The 15217-nt window shown below is 58.4% G+C and carries 10 protein-coding genes; 2 read left to right on the top strand and 8 right to left on the bottom strand.

All coding sequences use genetic code 11. The features are described from left to right. Positions 1-125: 125 nt before the first annotated feature. Complete coding sequence (locus tag L8V00_RS00440) at positions 126-2303, top strand: acyl-CoA dehydrogenase family protein (protein WP_269943912.1); 2178 nt, start codon at positions 126-128, stop codon at positions 2301-2303. A gap of 10 nt (positions 2304-2313) precedes the next feature. Here the strand turns inward: L8V00_RS00440 and L8V00_RS00435 are convergent, their stop codons facing one another. From L8V00_RS00435 to L8V00_RS00400, 8 genes are all read right to left on the bottom strand, one after another. Further along, positions 2314-5409 carry a DUF4135 domain-containing protein gene (locus L8V00_RS00435; RefSeq protein WP_269943911.1) on the bottom strand — a complete coding sequence of 1032 codons (3096 nt, stop codon included), beginning with the start codon at positions 5407-5409 and terminating at the stop codon, positions 2314-2316. Beyond that, entirely contained in the window at positions 5406-6296 is an 891-nt protein-coding gene (locus L8V00_RS00430) for a hypothetical protein (protein ID WP_269943910.1), read from the bottom strand. The genes L8V00_RS00435 and L8V00_RS00430 overlap by 4 nt, the downstream gene beginning before the upstream one ends. Beyond that, positions 6293-7288, bottom strand: a complete 996-nt coding sequence (locus L8V00_RS00425; protein ID WP_269943909.1) for an ATP-binding cassette domain-containing protein — start codon at positions 7286-7288, stop codon at positions 6293-6295. The genes L8V00_RS00430 and L8V00_RS00425 overlap by 4 nt, the downstream gene beginning before the upstream one ends. Then, positions 7285-9423, bottom strand: a complete 2139-nt coding sequence (locus L8V00_RS00420; RefSeq protein ID WP_080722654.1) for a peptidase domain-containing ABC transporter — start codon at positions 9421-9423, stop codon at positions 7285-7287. The genes L8V00_RS00425 and L8V00_RS00420 overlap by 4 nt, the downstream gene beginning before the upstream one ends. Beyond that, on the bottom strand, positions 9420-12341 hold the full coding sequence (locus tag L8V00_RS00415) for a DUF4135 domain-containing protein (protein WP_269943908.1): 2922 nt from the start codon (positions 12339-12341) through the stop codon (positions 9420-9422). The genes L8V00_RS00420 and L8V00_RS00415 overlap by 4 nt, the downstream gene beginning before the upstream one ends. A gap of 169 nt (positions 12342-12510) precedes the next feature. Beyond that, the gene (locus L8V00_RS00410) at positions 12511-12672 is read right to left on the bottom strand and encodes a hypothetical protein (protein ID WP_153245959.1); all 162 of its coding nucleotides are present in this window, start codon (positions 12670-12672) and stop codon (positions 12511-12513) included. An 83-nt stretch (positions 12673-12755) separates the two neighbouring features. Beyond that, positions 12756-12914, bottom strand: a complete 159-nt coding sequence (locus tag L8V00_RS00405; RefSeq protein ID WP_192816624.1) for a class II lanthipeptide, LchA2/BrtA2 family — start codon at positions 12912-12914, stop codon at positions 12756-12758. Between the two features lie 115 nt (positions 12915-13029). After that, positions 13030-13215 carry a lichenicidin alpha family lanthipeptide gene (locus L8V00_RS00400; protein WP_035002911.1) on the bottom strand — a complete coding sequence of 62 codons (186 nt, stop codon included), beginning with the start codon at positions 13213-13215 and terminating at the stop codon, positions 13030-13032. Between the two features lie 299 nt (positions 13216-13514). Here L8V00_RS00400 and L8V00_RS10040 point away from each other — a divergent pair, with 299 nt between their 5' ends. Then, the gene (locus L8V00_RS10040; RefSeq protein ID WP_153245958.1) at positions 13515-14879 is read left to right on the top strand and encodes a sensor histidine kinase; all 1365 of its coding nucleotides are present in this window, start codon (positions 13515-13517) and stop codon (positions 14877-14879) included. Positions 14880-15217: the final 338 nt, after the last annotated feature.

Genomic DNA, 15217 nt, shown 5'->3' with positions numbered 1-15217 from the left:
CTAGTCACCCGATAGGAGACCACCAACGCAACGCTGCAGCTACCACGCTTTGTCCGATGATTTAGTCATAGATTTATTAGCAAATTTTCGAGTTGCGGATCACACTCTTGCGTATCCTTAATTTCATGTCACCAAACAATTCCGAAAACACGACCGAAAACACCGCAACGACTGATAGCTCGGTCACATCGAGCCCAGCCGATGGAATTGCTGACAAGTCTGGAAACAAACTCCACCGCTCCACCTCGGCGCCCAAGACCTTGTCCACAGCTCCAACCGCTGAGACGCAGGCGTCAATAGCAAAGGCTCTGCAGACCGTCCTCGACGGCGACTTCCCGGAAGCACGCGAGGAAACCCGTAGTCTGCTGGCGGATCCGGACATCCTGCCGCGCACCGACCTGGACCTCGAGCAGTCTCGTGCCCGCACCACCGAGCACCTGCAGCGTGTGCTCGAATCCGGCATGCCGAACCACGCCTTTCGCGCCGACCAGGGCGGCACGGGAGAAACCGGCCGCTGCCTGACCTCCATCGAGATGCTGGGGCATGCCGACCTGTCGCTCATGGTGAAGTCCGGAGTGCAGTGGGGCCTGTTCGGCGGCGCCGTCGGCAACCTGGGAACCGAGCGCCACCAGGAGATGGTGGGGAAGCTGATGAACCTCGAGGCCCTCGGCTGCTTCGCCATGACCGAACGCGGCCACGGCTCCGACGTACAGCAGCTGGAGACCACGGCGACCTATGACGCGGAGACGCAGGAGTTCATCATCAACTCCCCCACCGCCTCTGCCGAGAAGTGGTTTATCGGCAATGCGGCGCGCGATGGCCGCTGGGCGGCAGTGTTTGCGCAGCTCATTGTCCCCGACGCTAAGAACGCGACCGAGGCAGGCGACGACGCACAGGCTGAATCGCAGGGCGTGCACTGCCTGCTGGTGCGCATCCGCGAAGACGACGGCTCCCCCATCGACGGCGTGCGCATTGGCGACCACGGCCACAAGGGCGGACTGAAGGGCGTGGACAACGGCACCATCAGCTTCGATAATCACCGCGTACCCCGCGAGGCGCTGCTGAACCGCTTCGCCGACGTGGACGAGGCCGGCAACTACACCTCCCCCATTGAAAACCCGAACCGCCGCTTCTTCACGATGCTCGGAGCCCTGGTGCGCGGGCGCGTGACCGTGGGAGCTGCCGCAGGCGCGGCCGCCCGCACCGCGCTAGACATTGCTGTGACGTACGCGAACCTGCGGCGTCAATTCGCTCCCGACGATTCGCTACCCGAAAACCGCCTGATCGAGCACCGTTGGCACCGCCTGCGCCTCATCCCGCGCGTGGCCCGCGCCTACGGCCTGCAGTTCGCCACGAACAAGCTGATCGCGCGCGTGCACGAGCTGGACCAGCGGGGCGTGGAACCGACCGAATACACCAAGGAACAGCAGGCCGACCAGCGAGAAGTTGAGGCACACGCCGCAGCGCTGAAGGCCGCCAACACCGCGCACGCCACCGACACGATCCAGGAGGCCCGCGAGGCCTGCGGCGGCGCAGGCTACATGGCGGAGAACCTGCTGACCACGCTGAAGGCCGACTCGGATGTATTCACCACTTTCGAGGGCGACAACGTAGTGATGATGCAGCTGGCAGGGAAGGAACTGATGACAGGCTTCGCCAAGGAGCTCGGCGGCCTGAACCCGATGGAGATGGTGCGCTTCGGCCTGGATAGCTTCGGCAACCTGCTGCGCCGCCGCACCGCCGCAGACGCGCTGATCCAGAACCTGGTGGATACTTTCAGCGACTCCGAAGAGACTTCGCTGTTCGACCCGGCCTACCAGATCAACCTGCTGAGCGAGCGGGAGGATCGCCTGATGCGCTCCCTCGCCCGCCGCCTGCGCCCCGCCCGCAAGATGGATGTGGACGAAGCGGCGAAGGTAGTCGATGGCGCGCAGGATCACCTGCTGGCCGTCGGCTGGGCGCACGTGGATCGCATTATCTTCGAGGCCTTCGTGGAGGCGGAGTCCAAGTTGGATTCGGAAGACGCGCAGCGCGTGCTGGAGCAGGTGCGCCTGGTGTACTTCCTCAGCTGCATTGTGGACAACGCCAGCTGGTACCTGGAGCAAAACCTGCTGACGGGTACCCGCACCAAGGCCGCCCGCGCAGCGCTGAACGACCTGGTGGATTCCCTGGGGCCCTGGTCGCAGACGCTGGTGGACGCTTTCGGCATTCCGGACCACATCACGGACCTGAAGCTGATGGAGGGCTACGAGGCGATGGTTCCCAAGTACGAGTCGGACCCGGCCGCGGGGCAGGCGGGTTAGCTGGGTTCGGCTACCCGTGCCACGGTGCGGCGACGAGGCGCGGTGCCCTGCCCAGGACATTTGTGACGCCACTAGTTGCCTCTTCGCCGTGCGCCTCAGCAAAGCCGTCCGTGCTCAGCCCCAAGAGGTATTGGCCGATCCCGGCCATTCCGCACATTAAAGAGCCGGAGAACGTCTCCTTGGTGTTGGCGCCTGCCATGTCTGCAGGCATAGTTCTCTCCACCAGGTCCCGCTGCGCAGCCGTTAGCCAGCCGGGCTCCCAGGGTAATTCCACTCTGGTGCCTGCTGAGGCTTCCTCCAGCACTGCAACTACTTCGAGCACACCAATGCTGCCGTGGCATGCGGATAGCCCCACGTGGTCGCGCTCCTTCAACAACTGCGGGGCAATAAGCTGCAACACCTGTTGGGCGCGGTCGCGCAAGTCAGCATCCACGGAGCGCATGAGAGTTACGGCGAGCAGCCCATAACCCGCCGCTCCATGGCACCAACCGGCGGCGATGCTATCGGGTTCGCTCCGCTGCAAGAAATCCACGATGTGCTGTACAGCGAGGCGGGCGGTATGGGGGTTACCGCCGATTCCCAGGTAAGTATCCACGATCCCTGCGAGCCCGTGAGCATAGCCACAGAAGTCCTCGTCATTCCAAGGTTGGAGGCTCAACCACGTTTCCAGCACTTGCGCGCCAGCGGCTACTCCCGAACTGATGTTGAGGTAGGCCTCTTTGCCTTCCACCTCACCAAGATAACTGAGGACGCGAATGTTGCCTGCCAGCCCGTTGATAACTTCCAGGTCGCTCACAGCAAGCCCGGCGATCTCCTCTTCACTCAACCCCGCCCAGTAGACTCGCAGGTCTCTTGTTGCTTGGGAGATGAGATTGGGAATAGCTTCGTCGCTGGGCGGCGTGGCACTGGCACGGCACTGCGCCAGAGCCAGCAACTGCCCCATAGTCCCTGAGCTCCATCCGGAAGGCGTGTGCTCCCAGGGTACGACCAAAGGCATGCCTCCGGTTCCACCAAGTTGGTCACCAAGGCTGGACACAGCGCGCTCCAGAAGTTCTCGAACCGCTGTAACGTCGCTCGTCTCGGCAGGAATTCTTCCCTGATCCGCAGCGCTGACCAGGCAAGCAAGGAAGTAAAGGCTGCCCGCTGTCCCGCCATAAAACTGGTCAGAGCTGGCACCTGGCTGCCAATTGCGGTCGAAGTCCTCCCCAACTGTCGAAGCGAGAAAGTCGGTGCCGAAAATCGACTCCGGATTGTGACCTGCCCGCTGCACAAGGAAATCGGTGACCTGCTCAAGCAACTCGAGTGGAGTTCCGATTGTGGTTGCGTATTCCTCCGGTGCGTTGAAACGATTCTGCTGGTAACGGCCGATAAAGCTAGCATCGATCCACTTCAGCTGGTCGGCCACGGCCTGCTCTAGTTCTCCTTCGCTCTTGGCTCGCAAAGCTCGCAGGTTGCACTGGACCACCGCAGCAGGACTGCGCACGATTTTGGCATGCGCCGAATCGTCTTCCGCCTTGTCCCCGACGCCCGGGGGGCCACTCTCCAGGGCTCTGCCATCCAGGCTCCTGATCTCCCTGGAATCGCGGGCAACGCTAAAGGCTGGGTAATCGTCTTCCGCCAATGCGCTCATCTCTGCTTCCCACAGCTGCTTATCTCCCCATAGAAGGATTTGGGCATTCGCCCACGCAACCAGTTCCGGATCATCAACAATGTGCGGGTTCACTGCCACGTTACGCACGTGTGCGTAACGGTAAGTCGGAGTGAGAATCACACGGCTCCGGATTTGGGAGTGCTCGGCCACAATCCTCTCCACAGTGTCGCTGGAGTCTGCGAGGGCTCGAATGCCGGCGTCAAAACCCTGGCGAACAGCCAACCTCACCTCGTCGACCGTGGCATCATCGCGATCCATGTACACCCCCGCCGGATCCTCTTCAGGCATCGTGGAGATCATTTCAAAGCGTCGCTCGCCGTCCTCTCCCACGGTTACGCGGGGAACCGGGAAGGGGAACTTCGCTCCTTCAGCCGTGCGTTGGCGGATCAACCCGGTCTCAACCGAGTCCGCCCCCTTTCCGATGCGGTGCGGCAGGAGCCCGACGCGCAGGACTGTCTGGTTGAAGCGCTGTTCGTTCTCCGTTTCCCACAGACCAAATTCAGGCTGAAACAGCGTTTCCATATCGATCAGAGTGGGCAGCCCTTCAGCAGCCAGGAAGTTACCGAAATGGAAGTCCGTACCGGCCAGGACATGCCCAAGGGCTAGCCACTGGCCAGCCGCGTGCCAGTACGCTACTGCCGGACGTTCGCTTTCTTCCGCGTCCGTGATGTACTCCGACCAGCCGTGATCTGCAGAGGTTATGCACCGTGGCGCACGAGGGAACCCCAGCAGGTCAGTGATCTGCATCATCGCAGCATCGCTATCCATGGCGCGAGGTCGGTAGATTACGCTGCGGCCTTCTGTGAAGTCGATGCGCAACACCGTGTGGTGCCCGCAGTGGGGATCGCCAAGGCCACCTATCACCTGTGTCACTGCTTCCGACAACCGCTCGGTGCTGGGGTTTATGGTCTGACTTGCACGCACAACTCCAGCATCCAGAAGCTTAAGTTCGTCTTCAAGCAGGTGTTGCTCCGCCTCAGCGAATGCAATCGCGGAGCGCTCAAGCGCCCAGGCTAGGCGAATCGCCACGGCGGATTCAGGGTTGGCTTTCAACCGTTCACCGCTGATGAGCTGTTCCTGCAACCAGCGGCCAGCGATCCGTGCAGCCTCCTGGGTCCATTGTTCGACTACCGCGTCTTGGAAAGGTTCTACGCGCGGCCAGCTGTTTTCGGAGGACGGCACAACCAGTCGGCGGAGCGCCGGGAAGATGTACTGCGAGAATTGAGTGACGTCTACGGCCTCCCCGGAAGATCGAAGATCCTGCAGGTCAGCAACAGCATCACAGATATTCTGCGAGAGCTCCAGCACCAGCTCCCGCGGGTAGCGATTAAGAAGCGAGCGGTGCGCCGCCTGCACAGCCGCGTTCACTTCGCCTTCGCTAATCCAACTGTGCTCGACAATGCGTTTGCGGAGCTTGTCCCGAATAGCTACGGACTTGGTTAAGGCGATACTCATGCGGTCGCCTCCTTAGAATGCGCACCTGCACCCGGCCTCCGGGCGGCATAAGCGAGCGTCAGGATAAACAACCCTGCTGTTACCCCGAGGAAGTACACCACGCTAAACGCAGGGCTCCATAGGAACTGGCTGGGGTCGACCTGTTCGTAGGAACGGGTGCCATTGGCGAAGGGAAGCAGCGAGTGCATCACGCGCTGGGCGGGATCAGAGCCATCAATCATTCCCTCGAAAAGCATGAGCCATCCCAGGGTGACGGCAATGGCGTAGCCCATGGCGCGGATCGCAATGGACAGCGCTGCGGCGAAGAAGACTGTCCCTACAGCCAGCAAAACAATCTGAGCGGCCAACGCTACATATTCGACGGGCGTACCGATGACTTCGGAAATCTCAAGCCCCATCAGCTTTGTTACGGCCAGGGTGACGACAGTCGATAAAACTCCGGTAACTAGGAAAGCGACCACGGCTGTGAGCATCGTCCAACACAGCTTCGCACCCCAGGTCAAGCCCCTCGTGGGCATCATCAGAGCCTTGAGTTTGGACTGTCGAGTGGATTCCTCCCGCAGAAACTGCCAGCAGGTCCACACCAGGAGTCCGTAGACACCCACCTGGAAAATTCCTGCTACGGGCATCCGAGCGGAAGGCACCGTTTGCCCGCCATCGCCGTACTTCAGAATCAGGAAAGTAAAGAAACACGACCAGGCTACGGAAGCAACGGCCACGAGCGCCATGATCGTATGGCCAGTTCGCCCTTCCTTGAGTTGGGTAAGTTCGGCGCGCAGTGCCCGCTTAAAGCGTGTAACGAGGCTTGGTTGTTGGGTTTGGCGCGGTGCTCCCGCCTTCGTTCCACTGGTTTGCTGTTTTGTGCGATCAATCGTTGGGGTGCTCATTTGAATTCCACAGCTCCTTCTGTGATGCGGTGGAACTCTTCTTCGAGAGAACCACTGTTTTCCTCGAGATGCAGCAGGTCGACTCCTACCGAGCGGGCTGCGGCCGATACCTCCAGCGGTGTCGCCGCTACACGAATGGCGCGGTAGACGGTGACGGGGTCTCGCCACTGCTGCGATTGTTTGTTTTTTTGTTCTTGATGGTGACGCCACAGCTCAGCGACAACCGCCTCATCATCGGTGGAGCGAAACAGCGTGCACGCTGTACCCCGATGCGTTAGTTCATCGAGCTCCCCCTCCCAGAGGGTTTCCCCTTTACCCATGATGACGAGGTGCTCTGCGAGTCGCTCAGAATCAGAAAGGAAGTGGCTGGACAGCAGGGTGGTGCCACCGTTTTCGGTGTGCTCGCGGATAAATCCGCGCAACCATGTCATTCCGTTCGGATCCAGGCCGTTTACCGGCTCGTCGAGAATCAACACCTCAGGATCGTGAAGCATTGCTGCGGCGATGCCGCAACGTTGACGCATGCCGAGAGAGAACTCCCCGACCTTTTGGTCAGCGACACTGAAGATTCCGCACTTACTAAGGCTCTCGTCGACCCTCGAGTCCGGCAACCCCGCAAGCTGGCTGAGAATGCGGAGGTTCGCCCGGGCGCTCAAGGCCGGGTCCAGCCACTCTGCGTCCAACAACGCCCCTACCGTTTGAGAGGGTTCCGGTAATTCGGCGTAAACACGGCCGTTAATTTCAGCCTCGCCGCTGGTGGGTTGGTACAAGCCGCAGATGGTCTGTAGGGCGCTGGATTTGCCGGCGCCGTTAGGGCCGGCCAGGAGGGTAACTCTGCCCCGCGGCACGTGGAAGGTGAGGTTATTCAGCACCCGCTTGGAACCCAATTTGAGGCTGAGGTTTGATACCTCGATAACCGCATCTGCTGGGCAAGCTGAGTCTTCGTTGTGGTTGGTGGTGGAGGGATTCTGGATTACTGCGTTGGTGGTCATGAATTAACCAAGCTCCTCGTTGTGTGGAGTGTGTCTTGAGGGGTGATCTTTTCGACCTCTAGCCGGTTCGGATGAAGCCTGAAGACCTGATCGGATTCCTCCATGGCAGTCGGCCGGTGCGCGATACTGATGACGGTGATGCCTCTGCGACGGATGGCGCCCATGACTTTCTTTTCGGTTTGCACGTCGATGGCGCTCGTCGCTTCGTCAAGAATGAGAATTCGCGGTGCTGCAGCGAGTGCACGGGCGAGGGCCAACCGCTGGCGCTGGCCACCCGAAAAGGCGGAGCCCATCTCCCCTACCGGGGTGCTCAGCCCCAGGGGTAGGGCGCGGACGGTCTCCAGCATCTCCGTATCGCGGAGTGCTTCGACGATAGTGTCATCAGCAATGTCCCGGCCAAAGGCCACGTTTTCCCTAATCGACCCGGAGACCATATGCGTCTCTTGCGGTACGAAGCCGATGATGCGGGCGCGTTGCTTCGGCTCCATCTCGTTCGCCGGCACTCCGCCGATCGTGAGTGATCCCGTCGACGGTGAGGTCAAGCCACACAGCATCCTGGCCAGGGTGGACTTGCCGCAACCGGAAGGGCCGACCAAGGCAGTGTTTGCGCCGGAGCGAATCTCAAAGTTGAGGCCGGTGAATACATCTTCCCGAGCACCGGGGTAACGGTAGCTCAAGTCGCGTGCGGCGATCGTATTCCCGTCCGTCGCCTCTTGATCGCCGAAGGTCTCCTGAGGTGCGGAAAGCACATCGTCGACTCGAGTGATAGACGCCCGCAGTTCCGATAGCCCGGATAGCGCAGTGAATGCCTGCGTGAGGTTACTGATGAGAATGGAGAACAGTCCGCTGGAGGCAACTACGGTACCGATGGTCGTCGCCTCCGATCCCACCGATAGCGCGATAACAATCGGCAGCAGCGGTCCAAACACGGTCAAAGCGCCAGTGAGCGCTGTGGTATATCCCGACCAAAGGCTGCGGCGATAGCTCGCTTCAAGGCGCTGCCCGTTGGTTGTACTCCACTCGTCATAGAAGTGCCCCTCAGCGGCGCTGATACGGATGGGCGTCATAGAAACGATAGATTCCAATTGCTTGGCCGAACCCTTCGCTCCCGTCAGCACAGCGTCCCGGCTGTACTGCGAAGTTCGCGAGAATGTCACTGCGAAGATGGCCAGCAAGACAGCTGCAACCGCCATGAACATCAAGCCAATGACCATCCACATGTAGGTCACGATCACTAGCATCGTCACGACGAGCAGGCCATTAAAAACCACCGTGGTGCCATGCGAGGCCAGAGTCATGGTGATGATCGGCGCCGAGTTAAGGCTATAGAGCATTTCTCCGGGTGAGTGAGAACTGAGGTACTCAAGCCGAGCCGTAAGAAGCTTCTGATACGACTCGGCTGACAACCTGGAATCGATTGCCTTGACCAGGCGGGATTCCATCCAGGTGCGAGCAATGGACACTGCGAGGTAGGCAGTAGCTACTACACCGACGAGCAGAAAGGCCTCTGTTCCCGGAGAGATCCCGCCATCGTTACCACTCAACGAATCGATGATCTTGCTGGTGATCATAGGTGCGCTCGAAGCCATCCCCATGAGGACAGCACTGAGCAGCAGAGCTGCACCGAGGAGTGCTTTATTGGCACTCACGGCCTTCCCGATCACGCCGAGCGAGGGGGAACGCCGCAATTCGCTGACACCGAGGCGAGCACGTGTCAGTGAAGCCTTGATCCCAGTCGCGTCTGGGATAGTCCAGTAGAACGCACCCTGCCTTTCCAAGAACTCGCTAAGCGGAATGTCATGGCGCCCTGCGCCCGGGTCGGCCAACCGAACTGTGCCCTGGGTGATCTTCTCTACGAGGCAAAAATGATCCCCGTCGAGGTGGGTTAGTATTTGCGCTCCGGAGTTTAGGTTCTCCCGCATCTCCTCGATGCCGCCGGTGCACTGGATGCTGGGCACCTCGAAATCCATCAGGATAAGGCGGACTTCCTTGCTGCTAAGGCCATCGCGGGAAACAACATACTTTTCGCGCAACTCGTTGAGTGTCGCGTCAACCCCACAGCGGCGAAGCAGCATGGCACAGCAAGCCAACCCGCATTCTGCGCTTCGAGATTGCTGATAGATCCTGTACCTCATGAGGTCCTCCCCCCGACGAATGCCGGAACCGGTGGTGTTTCTGTGTGGTGTAAACGTTCTGGCGTGTACCCGGGGTACAGGGCATGGAATAGGCCACCGTAACCGTTGAGAAATCCCATGTCCCGCGTGTTATTGGGGTAACCGCAATATCCTCGACCTGTGAAAACAACGTTCTCAGTGAGGCGTGACAGCTCTTCGAGCAATTCGCGCGCGGCACCCCTGTTCCCCGCATCGCCCAAGTAGCGCTCAGCGTGGCGCAGGGTGAATAGCTCGCCAGCAAGTCCGTGGCACAGGGAGATATCGTGTGCTTTGGTTTCGCTGGTACCGAGCTGAGCGATGCGCTGCTCCATACTTTTCTGGTATTCAGGCCAGAGATCTTCCCCAATGTCTCCGAATCCGCCGTGCAGGAGGCTCAGCATCATTCCGCTGGCCCCATTGCACAACGCCAAGGGCTTATCGACGCCACCATCGCCCAAAATCAAAGCGGCTTGGGAAGCAATACGCCGGGCGAGCTCGTGTTCCGTTTGCACGCGCACAGTTGCGGCACTGTCCGCTGCGGATCCCGTGAGGCGTCGCATGCTACTAACTGCGAGGAGCGTGCCGGCCAAGCCGTGAGCGAGTCCTAGTTCCGCCGAATCGCTTTCCGTCTCAATTCGATGCAGCAAGCGCAACTCTGTCTCGTCCAGAGTGCGTACGAGCCGAAGGTCACGCAACGCAATATTGCGGGTACTCGAGGACTGCTTCGAAAGAAACACCAATGGAGCGAGCCAGCCGCCGAAGAAGTCACCCAGTTGGTCTTCGTTGCTATCCTCCAGCGTCTTTTCTAGTGACGCCCCTAGGGAGTCAAAAACCTGGCGTTTCTCATCGTGGTTGAGCTTTTCGATGAGCCCAGTAGCCAAGAGGGTGGTTCCTTGCCCGAAGGCGGCCCACACGTGGGGGTTAGCCTGATGCTTCGTAAGCATCTCCAGCAGGGTGTGCTCTAAAGGCTGTCCGTAGCATCGTTCAAGGCCCAGTGCCCATGCGGTTCCGTCAGAGTAGAACATGGAAGGGCTTTCCAGCATGTACCGCACACCGTTATCGCCGATGGTGTGGCATAGCCAGCGCCGTGTTTCCAGCATCCCGGTTTCCTGACTCTGCAGATACGCGAGGAGCTTTTGCTCGGGTCGGCATGTCCTTTCTTCCGGGTCTCCCCAGGCGTTTGTCGTAGAAAATGTGGAAGAAGTAAACCAACTGCTGGCGAGTGCCTGATGATCACTCCACACCTGCCCGACGATCATCTCTGCATTGGTCCGTAGCACGTCGATCTGTCTTTCTCCGTCCGCCGACAGGAAGTCAGCGAGCCTATCGGTCGGGCGGGAAAGCCTTTTCGAAAAACCTTGGTCGGCAATGTACACCCATGGATCGTCGGGAGTCACCGTGCCGTCGGCATTGTCAGCGAAGTTGGCACTGGATTTGCGCGCCCACAGCCGCCCTTCGATGTCCGCTTGGAAATATGGAATGTCTAGATCAGCAATCTGCTGAACCTCTACTCCCCCAATCAAGCGCGGGCTGTTAAAACGACTGGGCCCCGACCTGAGCATCTCCGCCGGATCGTCCTTCCCGGTAGTCGCCTCAGGCATCAGCGTGGCATCTAAGATCGCCTGATACCCACTGGTCGCACGGATGACCTGACGCCACCTCAAGGTTTTCTGAATCTCCTCTAGTACCTGGTGCAGCTCCACAGCTTCGCGCCCCTCTGTGTACAGCAACCGATCTCGTATGCTTTCCACTTCGGCGATGAGGAACTCGAACGCCTGCGTCTTCTCTTCAGCAGTCACGATCTTGCGCGGCAGAACCGTCGACTCCGGCAAGAGCTCTTCACTGCGTTCAAAGGCAATTGCATCCGTTCCAGCATTGACAGTCTCGAAAACGATGTGGGTTGGCTTCTCATCTGTGCTCAATCCCAGCCCGGCGAAGTTCCTCCACCCCGTTAGCCCTTGCTGTGCGCTTGGGATCAGTCCGGAAGAAAGGATGTCGGTTGCATCAACCTCCACGCCCTCCGGGGCGCGCAACTGCACTGCGGTTTCCCCGTCGATGATCATTGGCGTGCTGCTGGCGCTGCACCGCACGTTGTCATTATGTAGATCCGTCGTTCCCAGGATGTGAGTGGCAGTTACCAGCCTCCCAGCACTCTTAAAGAAGTGCTGCGGGTCGAACTGATCGGCATCGCACTCATCTACAAACTCCTGCCAGCAGTAATCACCGCGATCCCAGGTGGGTGGGACATGTTCGAACCGGCCTGCGCCAAGCATCTGGCACACACGGTCGATGGCTAATTCCCCCTGTCCACTGCGGGGTTTGTATACAAGCTTTCTGGTGTCTGCGTATTCAGACGAGTTCCTTCCCGCCAGCGTGAGGAACGTGACCGAACGCCCTTCGTTATGGGTCTCTTCATCGTGCAGTTCTATGCCCACTACCGACGAATCCACTTCCAGATTCAAATACTCTGGGATGCGGTTACGATCCTGTTCAAAGCGGTGCAGGCATTCTAGGATCGAGCGCAGAGCGGAACGGACAATATGCTCCAGACGCTCTGCGAGCAGTGGAAACTGAGCATCCACAAGTGCCTTACGTTGCCGGGGGGCGCGCAGAAGGCTGCAGAACTTCTCCAGCGCTTCGGAAGAGTCTGGGGTCGCAACATAATCAGTGCCCTCGCGCCACATATGAAACGCCGCGATAAGGCAGCGCTGGCTGGCCCAGCGCACTCGTTTGTCCAACCACTCGCAGGCGGAATCAACAACCGGGGCTGCGTTCGCATAACTCTTAAAAAGGGGCGCATCACCTCCGACAGTGTCTTCTAAGAGCTGAGCACGGAAGTTTTTTATAAAGGGGTTCAGATAAGTAGAAAAGTCAGATTGCGAACATGGAGATTCAGACATTAGTCCCCTACCTTTGCAGTGCAGTAAATGTGGTGAATATGAAAGTTCAGTAAAAGTGGTGAATTATGGCGTCAGCAGAAGGCGAATAAATAAAACTAATGAGTATTAAAAAAGACATCATGGTTGAAGCTATAGTTCGCTAACAACCACGATGCCCAGAGAGTTTTTACTAATCGTCCTTAGACCGGTGGGCGATCGCATAACCAACGAAGGAGAAGATTATGGCAAGCGCGGCTCCAACGAGCATGTTGTCCATAGTGACTCCGGCAGCGATACCGAACACCATCCCGACAAACGGGTAAGCCCATTCTTCAGTAGTGTATTTAGACATTCTTCGAATCCTTTCCACTAGCCTCAAGAAGGGTGCTTATCCGATCCAAGGCCAGCTAGCTTTTCTCGTCGGTTTAGTGAGCTTTAGCAAGCGCTGGAGCACTTAGTGGTGGGGCACAGTGCAACAGAAGCGCCGATCGTTGCTGCGATGATCGCCGGTGCGATACCGCCGTCAACGTCCTGGTCATCGTTGATCATGTTGCGGATCTCGTCGTTGTTGTAGTGGTTGACGAAGTTGGACATGGTGTTTCTCCTTTACTGAGATTGGTGTAGCTACAGCTAGGTGGTATTCTCTCAATGGTTGTGTTGACGCTGTAGCGCTGAACAGTGGAATTTGGGTGAGGTTAGGAAGGAAGACCTAGTTGCAGGAAGGCAGGCACTCGACGGACAGGGTGCAGTACTTGCCCTCATTGCCCAGAGCGTCGCTGATGCCCATCTGCAGGGAGCGGTCAGTCAGGATCTGAGCATCGAGCTCCAGGTCCAGCTCCAGCAGGGCTCGGTCCTCGACAATTGCAGTGGTGCGCTCATGCGTTCCAAGAGCCATTGGTGTTTCTCCTCCGAGAGTGTTGTGTTCTTGCGTAACCGGTTGGCCACGCATCGGTGGTGCTGAGGATGCGAGTTTTCTGTCTCCTCAAGAAAGCCGAAGTATCCGCGGTTTTCGACGTACTTAACAAGCTTCGAATTCTCACTAACGTCATGTTTCCCATGCCGTTGTTCCTCGATTCCCATAGTTGCATCGCAGGCAATTCCAGAAAAGGCCAAACGGGGGTTCCGGTACGAAAGTAGACTTGATGTAGCCCAAAGTAGATTGCGAAGTCCAGTTCTTGGCACCCGAAGGTACCTGTGCTTAAAAACGGAAAAACACCTGGAAAATCCCCTTTTTCTAGCCGCACGGCCACTGGCCCTGCGGCTTCTTCTACTCGACAAGGGCCCCGCAACCGCGACGTCAGAGCTCCCTTGCTGGTGTTTCTCTTATGCGCAGTAGCTATCGGGCTGAACCTTGCTCTCGCCCCTGATGCCTACTCCACCGAGCTAATTCTGATCTCGCTTAGCCTCTGCGTGTTCGTTGCCCTCGGCCTACGTTTTCCACGTCTAGCGACTCTGCTCTTCCTGGTTACCTTTACTCTGGCGATCCTCTCTGGAGTGGATGACTTCCCCGCCTTTATCTTCTTGGCACCCGTATTCTGTGGCGTCATCGCCTTTGCGGGTGAACTCCTGCTCACCATTGCAGTGACTCTTGGAACATTGGCTCTGGGGCTACTTGATCCAGACGTCGAATCACCGGGAGAATTGATTACCAACATCGACCCCTCTGCGCTTCTGATGTGGTCTATCCTCCTTCTCATTGGCTCCTTTTCTGGTTGGGCTTTCGGATTCCAGGAACGCAGGCGGCACCAATTGGCCGCGGACTGGCAGAGAGAACTAAAGCAACGCCGCCAGGAGCTCGCTACCACTCTCCACGATTCTGTGACTGGCCCCCTAACTTCCGTTGTATTGCGCTCCGAAACCATGCGTCTCCAACTCGACGTGGAGGCAGACGAAGACACAAGCAACGAACTCCTGGACAAAGAATCACTCCGCAATAATCTCGAAACGATTGCGGACAGCAGCCGAGAAGCCATGGTGCAGAGCCGAAAGCTACTCGATCTGCTCCGGTCGACAGACTGGGCGCTCTCCAGCGGTGAAGCACCCGCTGTTGCCGATTCCTTGGAGGAGTTCCGCGAGAGAGTCGTTCAGCACGGCTTTCGGGTGTTCTTTACTCTGGGCGCCCCTTCGGATGCATTACTTTCCCACCTACATGCCCCCTCTACTTCACCCTCACTGGCACTTTCACCAGCAGACGCTGACGGCATTCCCAATGGAATCTCTCAGAAAGAATGCGCAGAAAACCTTCCCCAGGGAACGCGCCAGCGCATGCTCATCCACCGGCTGCTCCTGGAGGGGGCAACCAACATCATCAAATACGCTGAGCCAGGTTCCCCCATCATTGTCTCCATCGATAAGGAAACGAAGCCTCACACTGTTGGAATTTGGAACCTGGCCAAGGAAGGCACCGGAGAATCCGAAGGTCAATCATCCCTAATGTCCTCAAGGCTCGGCCTTGTCAGTCTTCGCCGTTGGGCGTCTAGAGCGCGAGGAACAATCGAAACAGGGCAGAAGAAATGTGGTTCCCATAGCGTGTGGTGCCTAAGCGCTAGCTTTCGCTAAGCAAAGGAGGTACGAAAGTCTACTTTCTCTGGCCACCCAGCCGTTCTCAACGCACCCAGTGAGTTTTTTCCCTAAAGTCGGAAACAGTCGCGCAACACTCGCGACACCCTGATCACCACAACCAACCACGAAACACCACTGGAAGAGATATGCGTAAGAACAAGGCCCTTAAACTCGCTCTCATCACTGCCGTAAGTGGAAGTGTCGCAGCCTTTGCCCCCTCTGCAAATGCCACTGCGAGCATCCCAGCGCCAAGGATTGAAGCTCCTGTGACTACCCCCTACGCGCTGTATGACGTCTTTAACTGCGACAAGAGCCCAGAAATGGTTTGGTGCAAA

It is taken from the genome of Corynebacterium evansiae, assembly GCF_027570065.1.
Taxonomy (GTDB): domain Bacteria; phylum Actinomycetota; class Actinomycetes; order Mycobacteriales; family Mycobacteriaceae; genus Corynebacterium; species Corynebacterium evansiae.
Note: the sequence above shows the minus strand (reverse complement) of the source record. Positions and strands in the feature narration are given on the sequence as shown.

What these genes read in the sequence shown, in the direction of transcription:
- L8V00_RS00430 (WP_269943910.1), bottom strand. Translation starts at nt 6,296, where the DNA reads ATGAGCACCCCAACGATTGATCGCACAAAACAGCAAACCAGTGGAACG.
- L8V00_RS00420 (WP_080722654.1), bottom strand. Translation starts at nt 9,423, where the DNA reads ATGAGGTACAGGATCTATCAGCAATCTCGAAGCGCAGAATGCGGGTTG.
- L8V00_RS00410 (WP_153245959.1), bottom strand. Translation starts at nt 12,672, where the DNA reads ATGTCTAAATACACTACTGAAGAATGGGCTTACCCGTTTGTCGGGATG.
- L8V00_RS00415 (WP_269943908.1), bottom strand. Translation starts at nt 12,341, where the DNA reads ATGTCTGAATCTCCATGTTCGCAATCTGACTTTTCTACTTATCTGAAC.
- L8V00_RS00400 (WP_035002911.1), bottom strand. Translation starts at nt 13,215, where the DNA reads ATGGCTCTTGGAACGCATGAGCGCACCACTGCAATTGTCGAGGACCGA.
- L8V00_RS00405 (WP_192816624.1), bottom strand. Translation starts at nt 12,914, where the DNA reads ATGTCCAACTTCGTCAACCACTACAACAACGACGAGATCCGCAACATG.
- L8V00_RS00425 (WP_269943909.1), bottom strand. Translation starts at nt 7,288, where the DNA reads ATGACCACCAACGCAGTAATCCAGAATCCCTCCACCACCAACCACAAC.
- L8V00_RS00435 (WP_269943911.1), bottom strand. Translation starts at nt 5,409, where the DNA reads ATGAGTATCGCCTTAACCAAGTCCGTAGCTATTCGGGACAAGCTCCGC.
- L8V00_RS00440 (WP_269943912.1), top strand. Translation starts at nt 126, where the DNA reads ATGTCACCAAACAATTCCGAAAACACGACCGAAAACACCGCAACGACT.